Source organism: Methylobacterium sp. HMF5984, from assembly GCF_045033435.1.
In the GTDB taxonomy this organism is placed as follows: Bacteria; Pseudomonadota; Alphaproteobacteria; order Rhizobiales; family Beijerinckiaceae; genus Methylobacterium.
Window position 1 is genome coordinate 1845688 of sequence record NZ_JBJFLN010000001.1, and the last position, 19229, is coordinate 1864916.

Here is a 19229-nt window from a genome sequence, read left to right on the forward strand (position 1 = left end):
TCGACGGAAGATGCTCTCGCCGATGCAGCTCACCGGGATCCACCATCTCACCGCCATCACCGCGCGGGCCGCGGAGAACCACGCGTTCTACACCCGCGTGCTCGGCCTGCGGCTCGTCAAGAAGACGGTGAACCAGGACGACGTCTCGGCCTACCACCTGTTCTACGCCGACGGGCTGGCCTCGCCCGGCACCGACGTGACCTTCTTCGACTGGCCGGCGCCGCCCGAGCGGCGCGGGACGAACAGCATCACCCGCACGCACCTGCGCGTCGCCGGCCCGGCGGCGATCGACGCTTGGCGCGAGCGCCTCGCGCGGGAGGGCGTGGCCCACTCCGAGCCGGTCGAGCGCGACGGACGCCTGACCCTGGATTTCGAGGATCCGGAAGGCCAGCGCCTGAGCCTCGTCGACGACGGCGGCGCGGGCGATGCGCACCCCTGGGCCGGCAGCCCGGTGATGCCCGAGCATCAGATCCGCGGGCTCGGCCCGATCCGCCTCGCCGTCGCTCAGCCGGAGCGGACCGGCTCGGTGCTCGTGGACGTCCTCGGGATGCGGCATGACCGCAGCTTCGAGGCGCCTGAGGGAACGGTCCACGTCTTCGCCATGGGGGAGGGCGGGTCGGCCGCCGAGGTGCAGCTCGTCGGCGACGCCTCCGCCCCCGCCCGCCAGGGCGCCGGCGCGGTGCACCACGTCGCCTTCCGCATCCCCGATGCGGATTACGCAGCCTGGGCCGACCGGCTCCAGGTGCGGCGGATGCCGTCGAGCGGTCCGGTCGACCGCTACTACTTCCGTAGCCTGTATTTCCGCGAGCCGAACGGCATCCTGTTTGAGATCGCCACCGACGGCCCCGGCTTCACCGCCGACGAGCCGCTCGACCGGCTCGGTCAGGGCCTCGCCCTGCCGCCGTTCCTCGAGCCGCGGCGCGCCGAGATCGAGGCCGGGCTGAAGCCGCTCTAGGTCGGATCGCCGCGGGTATTAAGAGCGATTCCAATCAGTTGCGGTTGCATAGCTGTGTGTCGTCGGCGCGTCTTGACCTGCGTTCCGCACCTGCGAAAAGACCGCCAAACCCATCGGGATTCGGGACACCTCAGTCGATGAGCAAGTTCTACGAGGAGCGCGTTCTGTCGGTCCACCACTGGACCGACACGCTCTTCTCCTTCCGCACGACCCGCGATCCGGCCTTCCGCTTCCGGAACGGCGAGTTCACGATGATCGGCATCGAGGTCGAAGGGCGGCCGCTGCTGCGCGCCTACAGCGTCGTCTCGGCCAACTACGAGGAGGAGCTGGAATTCTTCTCGATCAAGGTCGAGGCCGGCCCGCTCACCTCGAAGCTGCAGCACCTCAAGGTCGGCGACCCGATCATCGTCGGCAAGAAGCCCACCGGCACGCTGGTGCTCGACAACCTGCTTCCGGGCAAGAACCTCTACCTCCTCGGTACCGGCACCGGGCTCGCGCCCTTCATGTCGATCATCAAGGACCCGGAGACCTACGAGCGCTTCGAGAAGGTCGTGCTCGTCCACGGCTGCCGGCAGGTGCAGGAGCTCGCCTACGGCGAGACCATCACCGAGAGCCTGCCGAAGCACGAGTTCCTCGGCGAGATGATCAGCGCGCAGCTGATCTACTACCCGACCGTGACCCGCGAGCCGTTCCGCAACCGCGGCCGCATCACCGACCTGATGACCTCGGGCAAGCTGTTCGAGGATATCGGCCTGCCGAACATGTCGGTCGAGAACGACCGCTTCATGCTCTGCGGCAGCCCCGACATGATCCGCGACACCCGCGAGCTGCTGACCAACGGCGGCTACGAGGAGGGCAACCACGGCGAGGCCGGTCACTACGTGATCGAGAAGGCCTTCGTCGAGAAGTAGGGTCTTCCGGGACCCGCCGAGAACCACCGTCGTCGTCCCGGGTCGGCGCAGCGGGGCCCGGGATCCAGAACCGCCGAGGGCGCAAGCTGGAGCAGGACCTGCGGTTCCGGAGCGCGGGTTCGCCTTCGGCGCCCCGGGATGACGGGGAGGGCATGGCCACCGTGATCGCTCGCGCGATCGTTTCGGGCAGGTGCGCCCTTCTCAATCCCGCGCCGGAATCCCCACCAGACCCCGCACCTCCTGAGCCAGGTCCGACAGGCTGACCGAGCCCTTGCTGATCACCCGGTCCGCCTGCCCGGCGAGCCGGCGTCGGTCCTCGGCCGTGATGTCCTTGGCGGTGAGCACCACCACGGGGATGTCGCGCCACTCCGCCCGCGTCCGCAGGGCGCGCAGGAAGCCGAAGCCGTCCATCTCCGGCATCATCAGGTCGAGGAGAACGAGGGCGGGCTTCTCCCGCGCCACCTCCTCCAGCGCGATTTTGCCGTGCTCGGCCGAGCGCACCGGAAAGCCCTCGCGTTCTAGGAAGGTCGTCACGCGCTCGCGGGCGTCGGGATCGTCCTCGACGACGAGGATCGGTCCCTCGGCATTGCCGGGACGGAACCGGTCGGTGACGGCCTTGAGGTGCCCCCACTCGATCGGCTTGTGCAGGTAGTCGGTGGCGCCGAGCGAGAAGGCGAGGTTCTGCTCGTCGAGCACCGTCACCATGATGATCGGCGTCGCGCCGAGCTCGGGGTCGGCCCGGAGCGCGCGCAGCACCGACCAGCCGTCCATCCGCGGCATGGTCACGTCGAGGAGGATCGCGCGGGGACGCAGGGCCCTGGCCCGTTCCAGGCCCTGGCGTCCGTCCTCCGCCGTGGAGACGACGAAGCCTTCCTTCTCGAGGAAGCGCGCGAGCAGGTCGCGCGTCGCCGCATCGTCGTCGATGACGAGGATGCGGTTTCCCACCGCCGTATCCTCCCCGTGTGCCGCTCCGGCGTCGGGGCCGGAGAACTGCGCCGGCAGGATCAGCGTGAAGGTGCTGCCTGCGCCCTCCCGGCTCGCGACCTCGACGGTGCCGCCCAGCAGCTCGGCGAAGGCGCGGGTGATCGAGAGGCCGAGCCCGGTGCCGCCGAAGCGTCGGGTCGTGGAGGCGTCGGCCTGGGTGAAGCGCTCGAACAGCCGCCCGACCTGCTCGTCGGTCATCCCGATCCCGGTATCGCTGACCGCGAAGCAGAGCCTGGCCTCCGCATCGCGCGTCACGGCGAGGCCGATGCGACCGTTCTCGGTGAACTTCGCCGCGTTGCTCAGAAGGTTGATCAGGCACTGGCGCAGCTTGGTCACGTCGGTATGCGCCGTGCCGACGTCCTCGGCGATCGTCAGGTCGAGAGCGTTCTCCTTCTTGGCGATCAGACCCTCGACCGTGGCGGCGACCTCGGCCACGACCTCGGCGACGGAGAAGTCCTCGGCGTAGATCTCCACGCGCTCGGCCTCGATCTTCGACAGGTCGAGGACGTCGTTGATCAGCCCGAGAAGGTGGCGGGCGTTCGACTCGATCTTCTTCATGTCGGCGATCAGCGAGGGCTCGCCGAGGTCTTCCAGCTCCTCCTGCAGCATCTCGGAATAGCCGATCACCGCGGAAAGCGGCGTGCGCAGCTCGTGGCTCATGTTAGCCAGGAACTGGCTCTTGGCGCGGTTGGCGTCCTCCGCCGCCTGACGAGCCGCCTCGACGGCGGCCTCGGCCGCCTTGCGCTCGGTGATGTCGGTATGCGTGCCGACCCATTCCCGCAGGCGCCCGTCCTCGGCGAGGATCGGCACGGCGCGCACCGCCATGTGGCGGTACTCGCCGTCGGCCCGGCGCAGGCGGTGCTCGGTCTCGTAGGGCTGCAGTGTCGAGACCGCCACGGTCCAGGCCTCGGCCGTATGCCCCCGGTCGTCCACGTGGATCGCGTCGAGGAAGCCCTCGCCGCCATAGGCCGCGTCGTCCTGGCCGGTGAAGCGCGTCCAGGAGGCCTGCCGCGGGTGCAGGGTACCCTCGGCCGTCGCGGTCCAGACGATCGACGCGCTCGCCTCGATCAGCGAGCGGAAGCGCTCCTCGCTGCGGCGCATGCGCTCCTCGACCATCCAGCGCAGGGTCTCGTCGAGAACGACGATGCCGACGCCCTCGATCGCCGGCTCGACCTCAGAGGAGGTGCCGCGGAGGGGATAGAAGCTCATTGAGAAGCGGCGCACGCCGCCGGGTGCCGAGGGCGTCGGGACGGCGACCGGCACGTCGGGCGTCACCAGCCCTTCGTGGAGGGCCGCGGCGAGCTTCGGACCCAGGGCGTCGGCGAGGGTCGGCAGCATCGCCCAGATCGGGGCGCCGAGGTCGGCGCCGAAGCCGCGCTCGCTCATCACCGCCAGCGCCCGGTTCATGTGGCGGATCTTGAGATCGCGGTCGAGGAAGCCGAGGCCGACGGGGGCATTGGCGAGCACCCCGTCAAGCAGGCCCGACATCCGCATCGCCTCCCGGCGGCGGACGAGGGCGAGGCGGGCGAGGAGCACGATCGCCACGACCGCGCAGACCGCCGTGAGGATCGACAGCAGCAGGGAACGCGCTGCGTCGCGGCTGCGATCGGCCTCCATTCGCCGGGCGATCGAGGCCTGCAATCCGGCGGTCTCGGCGCGGATCGCGTCCATCTGCTGCTTGCCGACGCCGGTGCGGACGATCTCGGTCGCCGCATCGAAGCTCACGTCCCGCCGCGCGGCGACGACCCGGGCCGCGAAGTCGCGCTTGTCCGCGATGAGAGCGGCAAGGGACGTCCCGCCCTGGCGCAGCGGCACCTGGGCGAGGCTGCCGAGCCCGGTGAGACCGGTGTCGATCGCGCCGAGCGCCTTCTGGTAGGGCTCGAGGTAGACGTCGCCGCCGACGAGGACGTAGCCGCGCTCGCCGGTCTCGAGGTCCTTCACCGCCGAGAGCAGCCGCTCGAGCCCTGAGATCCGGGTGTTTCCGGCCGCGACCGCCGCGCGGCTCGCCTCGCCGCCGACGTAGTTCCAGCCACCCGCCACCAGGGCGACGATCAGGAGGCCGAAGGCGACCGGCGAGCCGAGCAGCCCGGCGAAGGGCCGTGCGCGGCGCCAGTTCGACCGACGCAGGAACGAGATCGATCGGGGGCTCACCACGCGACGACCATCCCGAACCCGCCCCGCATCGCAGCACCACCCGCGGCGAGCGGGTGTTTCGTATCGGTGATCATCTCGGGCGCCTCGGATCGGCCCGGCGACGTGCCGAGGCGACCTGCGCAGACATAGACGGGACGGGGCGGTTGTCGAAGCCTTACCCGTCGAAGCTCGGGCGGCCGCGAAGCCGCATCAGGTCTCGACGAGGCCGGTCGTGGCGCCGGAGGCTTCCGAATCCGCCCGTCCATGCGGCAGGGCGAGGTATTCGGTCGATCGCATCTCGATCAGCCGGGACACGGTGCGGTCGAACTCGAAGGCCTCGCGGCCCTCGCGGACCGTGTAGAGGTCCTGCGCTTCCGCCGCGGCCGAGGCGACGAGCTTCACGTGGCGGTCGTACAGGGTGTCGATCAGGGTGATGAAGCGCTTGCACTCGTTGCGGTTCTGCTCGCCCATCACCGGGATGTCCTCGACGATCACCGTGTGGAAGGCCCGGGCGACCGCCATGTAGTCGGAGGCGCCGAGCGGCTGGGCGCAGAGGTCGGCGAAGGAGAACCGGGCGACGCCGGCCGCCTCCTGCGGCACCGGCACGGCGCGGCCGTGCACGGCGATCGTCGCCGACCGGCCCTTGGCCTTCCCGGTCAGCCCCTTGAACGCGGCATCGATCGCGGCCCGGGCCTCCGCGTCCGCGGGCACATGGTAGACCGGTGCGCCGCCGAGCTTCTCCAGGCGGAAATCCGTGCGCGAATCCAGGCGCAGCACCTCGACCCGGTCCTTCAGCTCCTCGACGAAGGGCAGGAACAGCGCGCGGTTGAGGCCGCCCTCGTAGAGGCGGTCCGGCTCGACGTTCGAGGTCGCGACCACCGTCACGCCGCGCCTGAACAGCGCACCGAACAGCCGGCCGAGGATCATCGCGTCGGCGATGTCGGTGACCGTGAACTCGTCGAAGCACAGCAGCGTCGCCTCGTCGGCGAGCGCGTCGGCGACGGGGCCGATCGGATCGTCGCCCTTCACCTCGCCGCGCTTCAGCGCCTGGCGGTAGGCGTGGATGCGCTCGTGCGCGTCGGCGAGGAAGCCGTGGAAGTGGACGCGGCGCTTCGGCCCGGGGGCGGCCTCGTGGAACAGGTCCATGAGCATGGTCTTGCCGCGCCCGACCGAGCCCCAGATGTAGAGGCCCTTCGGCGGCCCGACGCTGTCCTTCCGCGAGAACAGCCAGCCGAGCGCGCTGCCCTTCTTGGCGCGACGCCTCCGCTCGAGGTCGAGGACCAGGCGGTCGAGGGCGCGCACCAGCCGCGCCTGGGCCGGGTCGCGCTCGATCGCGCCGGAGGCGATCAGCGCCTCGTAGCGATCGTGGACGGGGCCGGGAGAAAGCGCACCGCTGCGCGCATCGGCGGAGGGCGCATGGCTCGGCGAGGTTGGGCTCACGGCTTCCGGCTCACGACCACGGGATCCTGCTCGGCATCCGCGCGGTGCTGCAACGCGGGACCCGTCCCAACCGTCTGCCGCGCGCGGGCGGGTCGATCAACCCCGCGTCGCACCGCGATGCAACAGAAGTGGTTCCATCCCCTGGGTGCATGTCAGCCCTGGCGACGCGACGCGACGACAGATTGTTGCATTGCACAATCGGCTTGGCGGTGCGAGATCCTGCCTGCCTCGAGGGAGGGCACGCCCGGATGCGCGCACCCAGCGCGCCGATACCGGAGACCTGCACATGGCATTGCCCGAGCCGAAACCGGCGGGACACACGATCCGACGCCTGCGCGCGAGCGACCGCGCGCAGATCCTCGCCTACTTCCTGCGCCTGGACCCCGAAACCCGCGCGAACCGGTTCATGGGAAGCGTCGGCGAGGCCGGGATCCGTGCCTATGCCGAGCGCGCCGTGACGGCCGACGGATTGATCTTCGGTGCCTTCGTGTCCGGCACCCTGCGCGGGGTCGCGGAGCTGCGACCGTCCGGCCCGGGTGCGACGCCGCTCGATCTCGGCAGGCAGGCCGAGGCGGCCTTCGCGGTGGAGCGCGCCTACCGGCGTCGCGGCATCGGCGGGGCGCTGTTCACGCGGATCACGGAAGCGGCGCGCAATCGTGGCGTCGGCGATTTGCACGTGCGGTGCTTGGCCATGAACGGACCGATGCGCCGCCTCGCGATCCGGCACGGCGCCGACCTGCAGGCCAGCGGGACGGAGGCCGAGGCCGCCGTGCACCTCGAACGGCCCACCCCGTTCTCGCTCTGGCACGAGAGCATCGCCGAGGCGTTCGACCTGACGATCGCGGCGCTTCAGTCGCGAAACCCGCCGCCCGCGTGAGAACGATCGCGCCCCCGCTCAACCGATCGGGTCGGCCACCAGGGCGAAGGTGAGCAGGTCGACCGAAGCGGCCCCGCCGCGCAGCAGGGCGCGGGCGGCGGCGTTGGCGGTCGCGCCGGTGGTGGTGACGTCGTCGACGAGGAGGACGCGCCGTCCCTGGATGCCGGCCCGATGCGCCGCCGGCACCCGGAAGGCGCCCTGAAGGTTCTCGGCACGCCCGGCGCGAGTCAGCCCGACCTGCGAGCGCGTCGCCTTCACCCGCGCCAGGGCCCGCGGCAGGAACGGCAGGCTGCCGGCCCGGGCGACCGGCCGCGCCAGCAGCGCCGCCTGGTTGAACCGCCGCCGCCACAGGCGCCAGCGATGCAGCGGCACCGGCACGACGCAGTCGGCCTCCGCGATCAGCGCCGCGCCGGACGCCGCCATCATCGCGGCCATCGCCTTGGCGAGGTCGAGGCGGTCCTGGTACTTCAGGCGATGGACGAGGCTGCGGGCGGTGTCGTTGTAGAGCGCCACGGCGCGGGCCCGCGCGAAGACCGGCGGCTCGCTGATCGCCCGCGGCGACAGCAGGGGACCGATTCCGAGATCGACGGCGAACGGGGTGCCGTACCGCGCGCAGCACGGCTCCTCGATGAAGCGCAGGCCGGCCCAGCAGGACGGGCAGAGCGCGCCGGGATCGGCGGTCGCCGCGCCGCAGCCGGCGCAGGACGGCGGGTAGACGAGACCGACCAGGGCGCGGGCGACGCGACCCAGAACGGCGAAAGGCCGCGCGCCCTTCGACGCACGGCCGATCTCGATGCTCGACGTCTCAGGCGCATGCACCGCCCGATCCGTCCGCCGCGTCGACGCGATCGGGAGCGCGCCTCAGCGCGTCGTCGGCGCGGTCTGATCGTTGCGGCGGGCCTCGGCATTCGCGCGATGGCGGCCTATGGCGCAGCCGGCCGCAGCGCCGACGAGCCCATGATGGCCGGCATAGTGCCCGGCGATCCCGCCGACGATGGCGCCCTTGATGCAACCCTTGGCATCGGCGGCCGAGCCGAAAGCGACGATCGAGAGGGCCAGCGCGGCCCCGGACAGGAAGCGGATCATGGGATGGGACTCCGGTACGCGGCCGAGCGGCCGATGGAACTGACCAGGAACGGCGACGCCCCGGTCCCGTTCCACCCTCTCAGAAGTGTGATCGTCGTCCGGCCCTCGCCACCCGTCGGTCGCGCCGCTGGCAAGACAGCGATCCGAGCGCCATGTGATGGGGCAGATGACAGCGCCTTCGCCCCTGTTCGACACCGTCCTCGCCCGCCGACGCTTGGCGCGGGCGCAGCGTGCGGGCTTTGCCGATTTCCTGATCGCCCGTGTCGCGGAGGATCTCGACGATCGCCTCGGCGCGGTGCTGCGTGACTTCACCCGAAGCCTCGATCTCGCGACGCCGACCGCGGCGGCCGCGCGCGTCCTGTCGGCGCGTTACCCCGACGCGACGGTCCTACGCCTCGCGCCGATCCTGGACCGGGCCGTGCCCGGCGTCCGGCAAGCGGTCGCCGACCCCGAGGCGCTGCCGGCCGCGCCCGAGGGTTTCGACCTCGCCGTGTCGCTGCTGGCGCTCCAGGGCGTCAACGATCTTCCCGGAACGCTGGTGCAGCTCCGCCGTTCGCTTCGCCCCGACGGGCTGTTCCTCGGCTGCCTGCTCGGCGGCGCCACCCTGAACGAGCTGCGGGCGAGCTTCGCCCAGGCCGAAAGCGAGGTCGAGGGCGGCGTCAGCCCGCGGGTCGCGCCGTTCGCCGAGGTGCGCGAGGCCGGCGCCCTGTTGCAGCGCGCCGGCTTCGCCCTGCCGGTCGCCGACACCGAGACCGTGACGGTGCGCTACGCAGACCCGTTTTCCCTGATGCGGGACCTGCGCGCCATGGGCCTGACCAACGCGCTGGTCGAGCGCCGCCGCACGCCCCTGCGGCGGGCGACGCTGATGCGGATGGCGGACATCTACGCGTCGCGCTTCGCCGACGCGGACGGGCGGCTTCGCGCCAGCTTCGAGATCCTGTGGCTCACCGGCTGGGCGCCGCATGCGAGCCAGCAGGTCCCGCTGAAGCCCGGCAGCGCGAAGGCACGGCTCGCCGACGCCCTCGGCACCATCGAGTTGAACCCGAGCGAGAGGATTCCGCGATGAAGCAACCTGGCCCCGACCATCCGATCACCATCACGCTGCATCCGGGCCGCGTCCGGGTGATGCTCGACGGCGTCGCCGTCGCCGAGAGCGAGCGGGTGCTTTCCCTCAAGGAAGCGTCGTACCCTCCGGTTCTCTACATTCCGCGCAGCGATGCCGACCTCTCGCGTTTCACGAAGTCGGCGCGGACCAGCCACTGCCCGTACAAGGGCGATGCGAGCTACTTCAGCCTCGCGGTCGGCGACGCATCGCGCCCCGACGCGGTCTGGAGCTACGAGGCGCCGTTTCCGGCGGTCGCCGAGATCGCAGGGCATCTCGCCTTCTACCCGGACCGCGTCGACGCGATCGAGACGGTGTGATTCGGCCTCACGCCGGCACGAGCGACCAGAACCCGTGCTTGCGTCCATGCGCCGTCCGCAGGCCGGTACGGTAGGCCTCGGGCGAGGGATCGATCGATCCCGGCGCCAGGCGCGGCGCCATTCCGTCGAGGGCGGCGAGGTGGCGGGCGGCATAGGGGTAGGCGCTGCTGCGTCCGTCCCGGAGGATGTCGTCGATCATCCGGCGCAGCAGCAGCGTCGCCGCGGCCGGATGATCGAGCTCCAGCGCCTCCGCCGCCAGACCGAGCAGGCGATAGGCCTCGCTCCGCCACTCCGCGCGGCGATCGAAGACGAGGCGCGCCGCGCGGTCGAAGCTCGGCCACGCCACCAGGAAGGCCAGCGCGCGATGGGCATCGTCGTGCCGGGCGACGTGGTCGAGGGCGCGCTCCAGCACCTCCTCGTCCTCGAAATCCGGAAGCTTGGCGATGTGCCCGCGGAGCATGTCGGCGTCGAGCGTCGCTTCGAACCCCTGCCAGCGCAGAGCCTGAGCCTCCTCGCGTCGGTCGAGCGCATCGAGGATGCGGATCTCCAGCCCGATCCGCTCGCGGTCCGGGCCGTCGAGCGCCGCATCTCCGGTCGCGAGCATCGCGCGGGTGATCACGCCGCTCCGCGATGATTTCGGGCGGCGGATCCAATCCAGCGCCTCGGCGGCCCGCCCGGCCGCGAGCAGGCGCCCTGCGATCTCGGTCCCGTCGGGACGGCCGGGCATGATCGCTTGCTCGAGCGCGATGTAGGCCGCGACGTCGCCGCGCCGGTCGGCGATGTCCTGACGGACGCGCAGGATGTTCCCGTGGCGGAGATCGGCTCGCGAGGCCGCGGGCCCGTTCGGTGCATCCGCGGCCCGATGCTTCGTGTCCGCCGCCTCGGCGAGCTTCGCATCGAGCGAGGCGAGGGCGGCAGCGGAGAGGCGCGGGACCAGATCGCGGATCAGCACGCCGAACGGCCCGTAGGGGTCGGCGACGAAGCGCGGGATCAGCGTCAGCGCGAACCGCCCGGCCTCGTCCGGCTCGAGCTCTGCGGCAATCTCGACCACGGCATCCGAAGCGCGCTCGTAGATCGCCTGGATCGCGCCCGAACCGTCGTCCACGCGGTTAAGCACCGCGTCGGCGCCGCCGAGGAAGCGCACCAGGCGTTCGAGAGCCGCCATGCGATCGAGCGGCGCGAGCTCGGTGAGGATCACCGTGACCATCGCGCCGAGATCCGTGGTGAACGCCCGGCGCTTCTGCCAGTCGATGAAGCCGCGGGCGCCCTCCAGGGCGGTCAGCCGCCGGTCGACGATCGCCGCGACCGCTTCCGGCCCCTGCAGGGAGGCGAGCGCCGCGCTCACGAGCTTCTTGAACGCGGCGTTGCGGGCAGTCTCGGCGAGGATCAGGCCGATGAGCCGATCGGGGGCGAGGGCGGCGAGCGTCTCACGGGACGGCGTCGTGCGGCGTGCACCCTTCGGCAGCTTCGCCAGAACCGGCACGACGTCCGGTTCCGGTTCGGTCTTCGGCTTCCGCGGCACCGAGGCCGCCTTGCGTGCCATCGTTCGACGCGGGACGGGTCTCGATCAGTCCGCGACCTTCGCGGTCGGGCGGTCGTCGCCGCGCGCGGTCTCGTCGTGCCACGCGCCGGCACCGTCCTGATAGCGGATGCCCTCGGTCGAGCCCGGCACCTGCTGCTCGGCCGCGGCGGCCTGTGCCGCCTGGAGGGCCTCGTCGCGGCTCGGAAAGGTCTCCGAGAAGACGTCGCCGACCTTGTAGGCGTATCCGCCATCATGCTCGACGACGTGATAGGTGACTTCGGACATCGAAAACTCCGGTCTTGAGAACAGGATCTGTCCAGCGCGAACACGGGGGCGACGCGCAGGTTCCGCCGGCCGGGCGATCAGTGCCTGGTCGGGACGCCCCACGGCAGCCGCTCGATCGCCGCCGCGCAACCGGCGATCAGCGAGCCGCGTGGGTCGTCCGCCGCGTAGCCCACGCCGTCGGCGAAGGCGACGACGTGCACCGCGCCGTCGCCTGTCCGGCGGATGCGGGCGACCCAGCCTTCGGGCGCACGCTCGAAGGTGACGTCGTAGGTCGTGCCGTCGCGCTCGATCCGATGCGGTTCCATGACGTTTTCCGTTCCCGCCCGCGCCGCCGCAGCCCTATCTGACGAGAGCCACAGGACGAAGGATATCGATGCCCTACCGCACAACGCTCGCCGCCGCGATCCTCGCGGCCGGTTCGCTTCCGGCCCTGGCGCAGGGCACGGGCTACGCCGGAAGCACGCTGGGGCTCACCGGATCGGGCGTCCCGTCGAATCCGTTCGCGTCGAACTACCCGTCCGCCCCGCCGCCGCGGGCGGTCATCGCGCGGCGCGAGCGCCGCGCGGTCCGCCGCCCCGTGCGCGAGCCCGGGTTGCTGCCCCCGGGCCGTATCCCGGAATGAGCGCGTGGCTCGCCGACGGCGTCGGAATCCACCTGATCCTGCTGCTGGCGAGCCTGGTGATCGGCCTGATCGCCGTGACGCGCTGACGAAGGCGTCTCAGGCGTCGCCGACGACGCCGGCCTCGTCCTGCGCCTGCAGCACGTCGGGCCGCGGCATCGAGATGATGTTGTAGCCGGAATCGACGAAGTGGATCTCGCCGGTGACGCCGCCGGAGAGGTCGGACAGCAGGTAGAGCGCCGAGCCGCCGACATCGTCGAGCGTCACGGTGCGCCGCAGCGGCGCATGTGCCCTCTGGTGGTTGAACATCAGGCGCGCGTCGGCGATTCCGGCGCCGGCCAGCGTCCGCATCGGCCCGGCCGACAGGGCGTTCACCCGGATGCCGTCCGGGCCGAGATCGGTGGCGAGGTAGCGCACGGACGCCTCGAGCGCGGCCTTGGCCACGCCCATCACGTTGTAATTCGGCATCACGCGGGTGGAGCCGCCGTAGGTCAGCGTCAGGAGCGAGCCGCCCTCGCGCATGCGCTTGGCCGCCCGCTGCGCGATCTCGGTGAACGAGAAGCACGAGATCGTCATGGTCCGCGAGAAGTTCTCGCGGGTGGTCACGTCGACGTAGCGACCCTTGAGCTGCGCCTTGTCGGAAAAGCCGATGGCGTGGACGACGAAATCGAGGGTGCCGTCGAAGCGCTCGTCCAGGGCCGCGAAGGTCGCGTCCACGGAGGCAAGGTCTTCCACGTCGCAGGGCAGGACGATATTGGAATCGAGCCGGGCGGCGAGCGGCGTGACGCGCTTGCCGAGGGCATCGCCCTGATAGGTGAAGGCAAGCTTCGCACCGTGCTGATGCAGGGTTCTGGCGATGCCCCAGCCGATCGAGTGGTCGTTGGCCACGCCCATGATCAGGCCGCGCTTGCCCGCCATCAAACCCGTCATCCGATCCGTCACTCCCGAGCGATGCGCCTCTTCGAGCGCAGTAGACAGGGACCGACGCTTAGGCGCGGGGGACGGCGCTGTCCAATCGGCAGCGAGGAAAAAACGAAAGCCCTGCCATCCGGTGGGGCTCGATGACGGCCGAAGGGGGCGTTCGCGCTAGAAGTAGCCGCGCGTCTGGGCCTTGGCGTCGTCGATCAGCGCCTGCTTGGCGTAGATGCCGGCCGAGCCGACGATCACCGCAGCCAGCACGAATCCGATCAGGACGAAGGTCATGCGCGCGCCGCTCCAAGGCATGGCTTTCCGACGAAACCGGAACCGGAAGCATGGGTTCCGGTGGTTAACGATCCCTTTCGCCGCGGATCGTTCCCGAATGCCGTGTCGGCCGCCGCCGGGGGAGGATCGCAGGTCTTGCTCGACGCGTCAGGCGTCGACGTTCTTCAGCACCAGGGTCGCGTTGGTGCCGCCGAAGCCGAACGAGTTCGACAGCACGTGCCCGAGCTTGGCCCCGTCCCGGCGCTCGCGCAGGATCGGCATGTCGGCGAAGGCGGGATCGAGCTCGTCGATGTGCGCGCTCGCGCTGATGAATCCGTTGTTCATCATCAGCAGGGCGTAGATCGCTTCCTGGACGCCGGTGGCGCCGAGCGAGTGGCCGGTGAGGGACTTCGTCGCCGCGATCGGCGGGCAGGCCTCGCCGCGGCCGAAGACCTCGCGGATCGCCTCGATCTCCTTCTCGTCGCCCACCGGCGTCGAGGTGGCGTGCGGGTTGATGTAGTCGATCCGTGCGCCCTTCAAGCCTTCCATCGCCTGGCGCATGCAGCGCACCGCGCCCTCGCCGGACGGCGCCACCATGTCGTACCCGTCCGAGGTCGCGCCGTAGCCGGCGATCTCGCCGTAGATCCGCGCGCCGCGCGCCTTGGCGTGCTCGTATTCCTCGAGCACGAGCACGCCGGCGCCGCCCGCGATGACGAAGCCGTCGCGGTTCGCGTCGTAGGCGCGCGAGGCCCGCTCGGGCGTCGCGTTGAACTTCGAGGACATCGCGCCCATCGCGTCGAACAGGACGGAGAGCGTCCAGTCGAGATCCTCGCAGCCGCCGGCGAAGATGATGTCCTGGCGGCCGCCCTGGATGATCTCGGCGGCGTTGCCGATGCAATGGTTCGACGTCGCGCAGGCGGAGGCGATCGAGTAGTTGACGCCCTTGATCTTGAACCAGGTCGCCAGCGTCGCCGACGCGGTCGAGGACATCGCCTTCGGCACCGCGAACGGGCCGACCCGCTTGGGGCCCTTCTCGCGGGCGATCGCCGCCGATTCGACGATCACGCGGGTCGAGGGGCCGCCCGAGCCCATGATGATGCCGGTACGCTCGTTCGAGACGTCGCCGGCTTCGAGACCCGAATCGCGGATCGCCTGATCCATCGCGACGTGGTTCCACGCGCTGCCGCCGCCGTGGAAGCGCATGGCGCGGCGGTCGACGATGCCCTCAGGGTCGAGGTCGGGCCGGCCGGAGACCTGGCTGCGGAAGCCGTGCTCGGCGTGGGACCCATCGCGCGTGATCCCGGACCGCCCTTCGCGGAGCGAGGCGAGCACTTCCTGGGTGTTGTTTCCGATGGATGAGACGATGCCCATCCCGGTGACGACGACACGGCGCATGAAAGAACTCGTCTCCACGGCGACGCCCCCCGGATGGGGCGAGCGTCACGCTTCCTCGTCAGCTAGGATGCCGCCGGCCTGTTTCCAACCGGCGAGGACGCGCCTCGTTGCGCGAGACGCATCGGAATCAGGTCCGCCGCTCAGCTCTGGAACAACGCGACGCGCAGGTCCTTGGCCTCGTAGATCCGCTTGCCGTCGGCTTCCAGCCATCCGTCGGCGATGCCGAGGACGAGCTTGCCGGTCCGGACCCGACGCAGGTCGACGCCGTAGACCACCTGCTTGACCGTCGGCAGGACCTGGTCCGTGAACTTGACCTCGCCGACGCCGAGCGCCCGGCCGCGGCCGGGCGAACCGAGCCAGCCGAGATGGAAGCCGACGAGCTGCCAGAGGGCGTCGAGCCCGAGGCAGCCCGGCATCACCGGGTCGCCCTTAAAGTGGCAGGAGAAGAACCAGAGGTCGGGCCGGATGTCGAACTCGGCGCGCACCAGGCCCTTGCCGTGGGCGCCGCCCTCGGCACCGATCTCGGTGATGCGGTCGAACATCAGCATCGGCGGCAGCGGCAGCTGGGCGTTGCCCGCGCCAAAGAGTTCGCCGCGCCCGCAGGCGAGCAGGTCCTCGTAGGAATACTGCGAGGCGCGGGGGGCGGTCTGTTCGGTGTCGGACGTCATGAAGGCGGGTCGGTCCTCGTGTCGCGAGCTTCGGTCGGCGGGCCCGGGCCGGCTTCGGCGCCGGCACGCGTGCCGTACACGGGGCGAACCGCGCACTCGGCGGCCTCGTTAGCATAGGCGCGGAGCCGGTTCCAAGCTGGCGCGAACGATGCGGCCGTCACGCGGAGCGGGGGAGGGCCGACCGCGGCGTGTTGCGAGCCGGCGACCGTTCCCATATACACGAAAGCGAAATTCTTCATCCCTCGCGAGCGTTCAGTCCCTCCGATGTCCGAACTGCTGTCCCTACAGGCCGCGCTCAACGCCCGGATCCCGGCCCTCTCGGGGGATGCATCGGGTGCCGCCCGCCGTGGCTGTCCGCTCTCGGACCTGCGCGACCGCCTGCGGCGCGCCGGCCTGCGCCCGACGCGCCAGCGCCTGTCGCTCGGTTGGCTGCTATTCGGGCGCGGCGACCGCCATCTGACGGCGGAAATGCTCTACGACGAGGCGATGCGCGCCAAGGTGCCGGTGTCGCTGGCGACGGTCTACAACACCCTTCACCAGTTCACCGAGGCCGGCCTGCTGCGCCAGCTCGCCCTCGACGGGTCGAAGGCCTACTTCGACACCAACCCGTCGGAGCACCACCACTTCTTCCTCGAGGACGAGGGGCAGGTGCTAGACATGCCCGATTGCGGCATCACCGTCGAATCGCTGCCCGATGCGCCCGAAGGCATGGAGATCGCCGGCGTCGAGGTGATCGTCCGCCTGCGCCGCCGGCCCGGCACGCGCCGCCAGAGCTGAGCAGCCGCCGAACCTTCCAGACTCAAGAAAAGGGCCCGGTGCGAACCGGGCCCTTTTTTCTAGTCGAGCTTCTCGTTCGGGTAGACGCCCCAGAGGCGGTCCTGGTGGATGTAGCCGTCCACGTCGTGCTTCGAGGGCAGGGCGACGACGAGGCGGCACCACGATCCGGTGCAGGTCTTCACGCTGCCGATCACGCCCGCCTCCAGGCGGGCCTCGTCCTCGGCGCCGTCGTCGGCACGCGCGCGCAGCGGGATCGCGGCCTTGTCGGCGCCCTTGGACGCGGTGACGATCGCGGTCCGGCGGCCGGAGAGCAGCGAGTGCAGGACCCAACCCTCGGTCCCCTCCGAATCGCGGATGCGGCGCCAGGTCTCGAACTCGGCGACGATCTCGACCGGCATGCCGGCGCGCTGGAACACCCACAGGGTGCGGTGATCCTTCGAGGGCCCCTCGCGCAGGTTGACGCGATCGGTCTTCAGGCTGGCATAGCGCGGCAGCGGCAACTTGGTGACGGGCCCGATTCCGGATTCGGGACCGCCGCTCGCTGCGGCCGATGCCGTCCCGATCGAAGCCGGCAGGGTGAGGGTGGGCGACGCCAGGAGGGCGGCGCCCACGAAGAAGAGCCGAGCCAGCCGCATCGTCCATCTCCTGATCTTCGCGCGTCGGCGACAGAACGCCCGCGCCGCGGGCTGGTGCCGCCGCGGCACTTCGGATTGTGTTCCGGCCTGCCTCTGGTAGAGAGGCCGGAAGCCGTCCGCTCCTGTCTGGCGGAGCTCGGTTAACGGAGCTTGAAACCGGGAACGGGACCGGTCCACGATGCGTCGACGCCGCGCGAGGCGTTCGTGTCGGGCCTGCCCGAACCGGTGATGGGAGAGAAGATGTCGTTGAAGCGCAAGCCGCTCGTCGTCGTGACGCGACGCCTGCCGGACGCGGTCGAGACGCGGATGCGCGAGCTGTTCGATGCGCGGCTGAACCACGACGACGCCCCGCTCTCGCCCGATCGGATCGCCGCCGCGATGCGTGAGGCGGACGTGCTGGTCCCGACCGTTACCGACAAGATCGACGCCGGCCTCCTCGCCCAGGCCGGGCCGAACCTGCGATTGATCGCCAATTTCGGCAACGGCGTCGACCACATCGACGTGGGCGGGGCGCTGGAGCGCGGCATCACCATCACCAACACGCCCGGCGTCCTGACCGAGGACACCGCCGACATGACCATGGCGCTGATCCTCGCCGTCGCGCGGCGGGTGCCCGAGGGCGCGCGCATCATTCCGGACGACGACTGGACCACGGGCTGGTCGCCGACCTGGATGCTCGGGCGCCGCATCACCGGCAAGCGCCTCGGCATCGTCGGCATGGGCCGGATCGGGCAGGCGCTCGCCCGCCGCGCCAAGGCGTTCGGCCTGCAGATCCACTACCACAACCGCCGCCGGGTCCCGGCCGCGATCGAGGCCGGGCTTGAGGCGACCTACTGGGAATCGCTCGACCAGATGCTGGCGCGCGTCGACATCGTGTCGGTGAATTGCCCGCACACGCCCGCCACCTACCATCTGCTTTCGGCCCGCCGCCTCAAGCTGCTCAAGCCCGAGGCGATCGTCGTGAACACCGCCCGCGGCGAGGTGATCGACGAGAACGCGCTCGCCCGCCTGATCGAGGCCGGCGAGATCTCGGCGGCCGGCCTCGACGTGTTCGAGCAGGAGCCCGCGGTGAGCCCGCGCCTGATCAAGCTCGCCAAGTCCGGCAAGGTCGTGCTGCTGCCGCATATGGGCTCGGCCACGTTCGAGAGCCGGATCGACATGGGCGAGAAGGTCATCATCAACATCAAGACCTTCATGGACGGCCACCGCCCGCCGGATCGGATCCTGCCCAGCATGCTCTGAGCCGGGATCGGGACACGGCATGGGGATGATGAGCGCCGTAACGCGGCCTCCGCCTGGGTCCGGATCCCGGCGGGGGCGTCGCCCGAGCGCATCTTCGCCGTGATGGGCCGCGAGCGCCTCGGCTGGTGCGATGCCGACCTGACGGTCCGCGATCGGTGGCAGCGCGTCTGGGCCGCCGGCCGCATCGGCACCGGGCAGCATCGTCCGTGCGTCGGGCTCGGCCTGATCGGAGGAGCCGGCGACCGGTTCCAGTCCCGCGACTGGCACCTTCACGAGGGGCCGGTCCCCGATTGGGCCGCCCCGCCGCCCCCGGAATCGGCCGTGCGGGCGGTCTTGCACGGCCTTCTCGGACGACGCACCTAGAGGCGGCCTCGCGGAATCCTCGAAGGTCGCTCCGATCGGACGCGGATCAGGCCACGTCGCCGCTCACCGCGACCCGCGCATCGGCGCTCTGGAACAGCCTTTCGCTTGTGAGTTTCAGGAAGCTGAAGCCGAATTCCGGGTTCTGGTAGTAGAGCTGCTTGACCGCGGAATAAGGCACTTCCAGCGCCCGGCCGGCCTCGGTGCAGACCAGTGAGGCCGTGCGCCTGTTGCCCGGCGAGAGCAGGCCGAGCTCGCCGACGATGCCGCCGGCCCGCACCTCGATCCCGTATTCCGGGATGCGGAAGCAGCCGGCCTCGACGTAGTACATCGTCGTCGCCGCCTCGCCCTTGGCGAACAGCGATGCCCCGGCCGCGAAGGCCCGCTCGGTGCCGTAGGGCTTCAGCCAGTCGAGGGAGAGGTCGCCGTCGGCGGCCTTCTCCACGTCGCGCACCAGCCGGACCATCTGCCAGAGCCGCCAGGCGTTGAACGGGATCTGGATCGCCTCCGTCAGCACCACCGGCATGCTACCGATCAGCAGGCCGTAGGTGATGACCGCGGCGCTCGCCACGAGCGAGATGATCCGCAGCGGGATCATCGTGCTCATCGCCGAGGCCGAAATGGTCAGCGCCGTCCCGAGATAGCCGATGCCCTCGACCCAATTCATCAGACGGCCTCTTCCCGCATCGCGATCATCCGTCCCCTGATGCATCGCGTTTCAGGCTCGACCGCAAGA

At 70.7% G+C, this 19229-nt stretch carries 21 protein-coding genes; 9 read left to right on the forward strand and 12 right to left on the reverse strand.

Annotated elements, in window-relative coordinates; all coding sequences use genetic code 11:
* The first annotated feature begins 22 nt into the window (after nucleotides 1–22).
* The gene (locus ACFZ8E_RS08755; RefSeq protein ID WP_147726279.1) at nucleotides 23–955 is read left to right on the forward strand and encodes a ring-cleaving dioxygenase; all 933 of its coding nucleotides are present in this window, start codon (nucleotides 23–25) and stop codon (nucleotides 953–955) included.
* A 137-nt stretch (nucleotides 956–1092) separates the two neighbouring features.
* Entirely contained in the window at nucleotides 1093–1866 is a 774-nt protein-coding gene (locus ACFZ8E_RS08760; protein WP_147726273.1) for a ferredoxin--NADP reductase, read from the forward strand.
* A gap of 201 nt (nucleotides 1867–2067) precedes the next feature.
* Here ACFZ8E_RS08760 and ACFZ8E_RS08765 read toward each other — a convergent pair whose 3' ends face one another.
* Together ACFZ8E_RS08765 and zapE are read right to left on the reverse strand one after the other, a co-directional pair.
* Nucleotides 2068–5004, reverse strand: a complete 2937-nt coding sequence (locus ACFZ8E_RS08765) for a response regulator (protein ID WP_246686349.1) — start codon at nucleotides 5002–5004, stop codon at nucleotides 2068–2070.
* Nucleotides 5005–5193: 189 nt separating this feature from the next.
* Complete coding sequence (gene zapE / locus ACFZ8E_RS08770; RefSeq protein WP_147726272.1) at nucleotides 5194–6423, reverse strand: cell division protein ZapE; 1230 nt, start codon at nucleotides 6421–6423, stop codon at nucleotides 5194–5196.
* Between the two features lie 286 nt (nucleotides 6424–6709).
* On the opposite strand from zapE, the gene ACFZ8E_RS08775 reads away from it, so the two are divergent.
* Complete coding sequence (locus ACFZ8E_RS08775; RefSeq protein WP_147726271.1) at nucleotides 6710–7300, forward strand: GNAT family N-acetyltransferase; 591 nt, start codon at nucleotides 6710–6712, stop codon at nucleotides 7298–7300.
* Nucleotides 7301–7318: 18 nt separating this feature from the next.
* On the opposite strand, the gene ACFZ8E_RS08780 is transcribed toward ACFZ8E_RS08775, so the two are convergent.
* Together ACFZ8E_RS08780 and ACFZ8E_RS08785 are read right to left on the reverse strand one after the other, a co-directional pair.
* A complete protein-coding gene (locus tag ACFZ8E_RS08780; RefSeq protein WP_147726277.1) occupies nucleotides 7319–8050 on the reverse strand; it encodes a ComF family protein in 732 nt (243 codons plus the stop codon).
* Nucleotides 8051–8161: 111 nt separating this feature from the next.
* Nucleotides 8162–8386, reverse strand: coding sequence for a hypothetical protein (locus tag ACFZ8E_RS08785; protein ID WP_147726270.1), 225 nt, complete (start codon nucleotides 8384–8386; stop codon nucleotides 8162–8164).
* A 166-nt stretch (nucleotides 8387–8552) separates the two neighbouring features.
* Here ACFZ8E_RS08785 and ACFZ8E_RS08790 point away from each other — a divergent pair, with 166 nt between their 5' ends.
* Both ACFZ8E_RS08790 and ACFZ8E_RS08795 read left to right on the forward strand, forming a co-directional pair.
* On the forward strand, nucleotides 8553–9452 hold the full coding sequence (locus ACFZ8E_RS08790; RefSeq protein WP_147726269.1) for a methyltransferase domain-containing protein: 900 nt from the start codon (nucleotides 8553–8555) through the stop codon (nucleotides 9450–9452).
* On the forward strand, nucleotides 9449–9808 hold the full coding sequence (locus ACFZ8E_RS08795) for a DUF427 domain-containing protein (RefSeq protein ID WP_405042605.1): 360 nt from the start codon (nucleotides 9449–9451) through the stop codon (nucleotides 9806–9808). Before ACFZ8E_RS08790 ends, ACFZ8E_RS08795 begins: the two co-directional genes overlap by 4 nt.
* A 7-nt stretch (nucleotides 9809–9815) precedes the next feature.
* Here the strand turns inward: ACFZ8E_RS08795 and ACFZ8E_RS08800 are convergent, their stop codons facing one another.
* The 3 genes from ACFZ8E_RS08800 to ACFZ8E_RS08810 all read right to left on the reverse strand — a co-directional run bounded on the left by ACFZ8E_RS08800 (nucleotide 9816) and on the right by ACFZ8E_RS08810 (nucleotide 11920).
* The gene (locus tag ACFZ8E_RS08800) at nucleotides 9816–11351 is read right to left on the reverse strand and encodes a DUF6880 family protein (RefSeq protein ID WP_405042606.1); all 1536 of its coding nucleotides are present in this window, start codon (nucleotides 11349–11351) and stop codon (nucleotides 9816–9818) included.
* Between the two features lie 24 nt (nucleotides 11352–11375).
* Nucleotides 11376–11615 (reverse strand): DUF2188 domain-containing protein, encoded by a 240-nt coding sequence (locus ACFZ8E_RS08805; RefSeq protein WP_147726267.1) that lies wholly within the window; start codon nucleotides 11613–11615, stop codon nucleotides 11376–11378.
* Nucleotides 11616–11692: 77 nt separating this feature from the next.
* Nucleotides 11693–11920, reverse strand: a complete 228-nt coding sequence (locus ACFZ8E_RS08810) for a hypothetical protein (protein ID WP_147726266.1) — start codon at nucleotides 11918–11920, stop codon at nucleotides 11693–11695.
* A 68-nt stretch (nucleotides 11921–11988) separates the two neighbouring features.
* On the opposite strand from ACFZ8E_RS08810, the gene ACFZ8E_RS08815 reads away from it, so the two are divergent.
* Nucleotides 11989–12237 carry a hypothetical protein gene (locus ACFZ8E_RS08815; RefSeq protein ID WP_147858153.1) on the forward strand — a complete coding sequence of 83 codons (249 nt, stop codon included), beginning with the start codon at nucleotides 11989–11991 and terminating at the stop codon, nucleotides 12235–12237.
* A gap of 96 nt (nucleotides 12238–12333) precedes the next feature.
* Here the strand turns inward: ACFZ8E_RS08815 and fabI are convergent, their stop codons facing one another.
* The 3 genes from fabI to fabA all read right to left on the reverse strand — a co-directional run bounded on the left by fabI (nucleotide 12334) and on the right by fabA (nucleotide 15479).
* Entirely contained in the window at nucleotides 12334–13164 is an 831-nt protein-coding gene (gene fabI, locus ACFZ8E_RS08820) for an enoyl-ACP reductase FabI (RefSeq protein WP_405042607.1), read from the reverse strand.
* 420 nt (nucleotides 13165–13584) lie between these two features.
* A complete protein-coding gene (gene fabB / locus ACFZ8E_RS08825) occupies nucleotides 13585–14811 on the reverse strand; it encodes a beta-ketoacyl-ACP synthase I (RefSeq protein WP_147727715.1) in 1227 nt (408 codons plus the stop codon).
* Nucleotides 14812–14951: 140 nt separating this feature from the next.
* The gene (gene fabA / locus ACFZ8E_RS08830; protein WP_147727714.1) at nucleotides 14952–15479 is read right to left on the reverse strand and encodes a 3-hydroxyacyl-[acyl-carrier-protein] dehydratase FabA; all 528 of its coding nucleotides are present in this window, start codon (nucleotides 15477–15479) and stop codon (nucleotides 14952–14954) included.
* Between the two features lie 264 nt (nucleotides 15480–15743).
* On the opposite strand from fabA, the gene irr reads away from it, so the two are divergent.
* Complete coding sequence (irr, locus tag ACFZ8E_RS08835) at nucleotides 15744–16256, forward strand: Fur family transcriptional regulator Irr (RefSeq protein ID WP_147727713.1); 513 nt, start codon at nucleotides 15744–15746, stop codon at nucleotides 16254–16256.
* 59 nt (nucleotides 16257–16315) lie between these two features.
* Here irr and ACFZ8E_RS08840 read toward each other — a convergent pair whose 3' ends face one another.
* Nucleotides 16316–16891, reverse strand: coding sequence for an SH3 domain-containing protein (locus ACFZ8E_RS08840; protein WP_405042608.1), 576 nt, complete (start codon nucleotides 16889–16891; stop codon nucleotides 16316–16318).
* 240 nt (nucleotides 16892–17131) lie between these two features.
* Here ACFZ8E_RS08840 and ACFZ8E_RS08845 point away from each other — a divergent pair, with 240 nt between their 5' ends.
* Together ACFZ8E_RS08845 and ACFZ8E_RS08850 are read left to right on the forward strand one after the other, a co-directional pair.
* Nucleotides 17132–18133 (forward strand): 2-hydroxyacid dehydrogenase, encoded by a 1002-nt coding sequence (locus ACFZ8E_RS08845; RefSeq protein WP_405042609.1) that lies wholly within the window; start codon nucleotides 17132–17134, stop codon nucleotides 18131–18133.
* A 102-nt stretch (nucleotides 18134–18235) separates the two neighbouring features.
* On the forward strand, nucleotides 18236–18496 hold the full coding sequence (locus ACFZ8E_RS08850) for a hypothetical protein (protein ID WP_405042610.1): 261 nt from the start codon (nucleotides 18236–18238) through the stop codon (nucleotides 18494–18496).
* Between the two features lie 46 nt (nucleotides 18497–18542).
* On the opposite strand, the gene ACFZ8E_RS08855 is transcribed toward ACFZ8E_RS08850, so the two are convergent.
* Nucleotides 18543–19160, reverse strand: a complete 618-nt coding sequence (locus ACFZ8E_RS08855) for a Crp/Fnr family transcriptional regulator (protein ID WP_147727710.1) — start codon at nucleotides 19158–19160, stop codon at nucleotides 18543–18545.
* Between the last annotated feature and the right edge of the window lie 69 nt (nucleotides 19161–19229).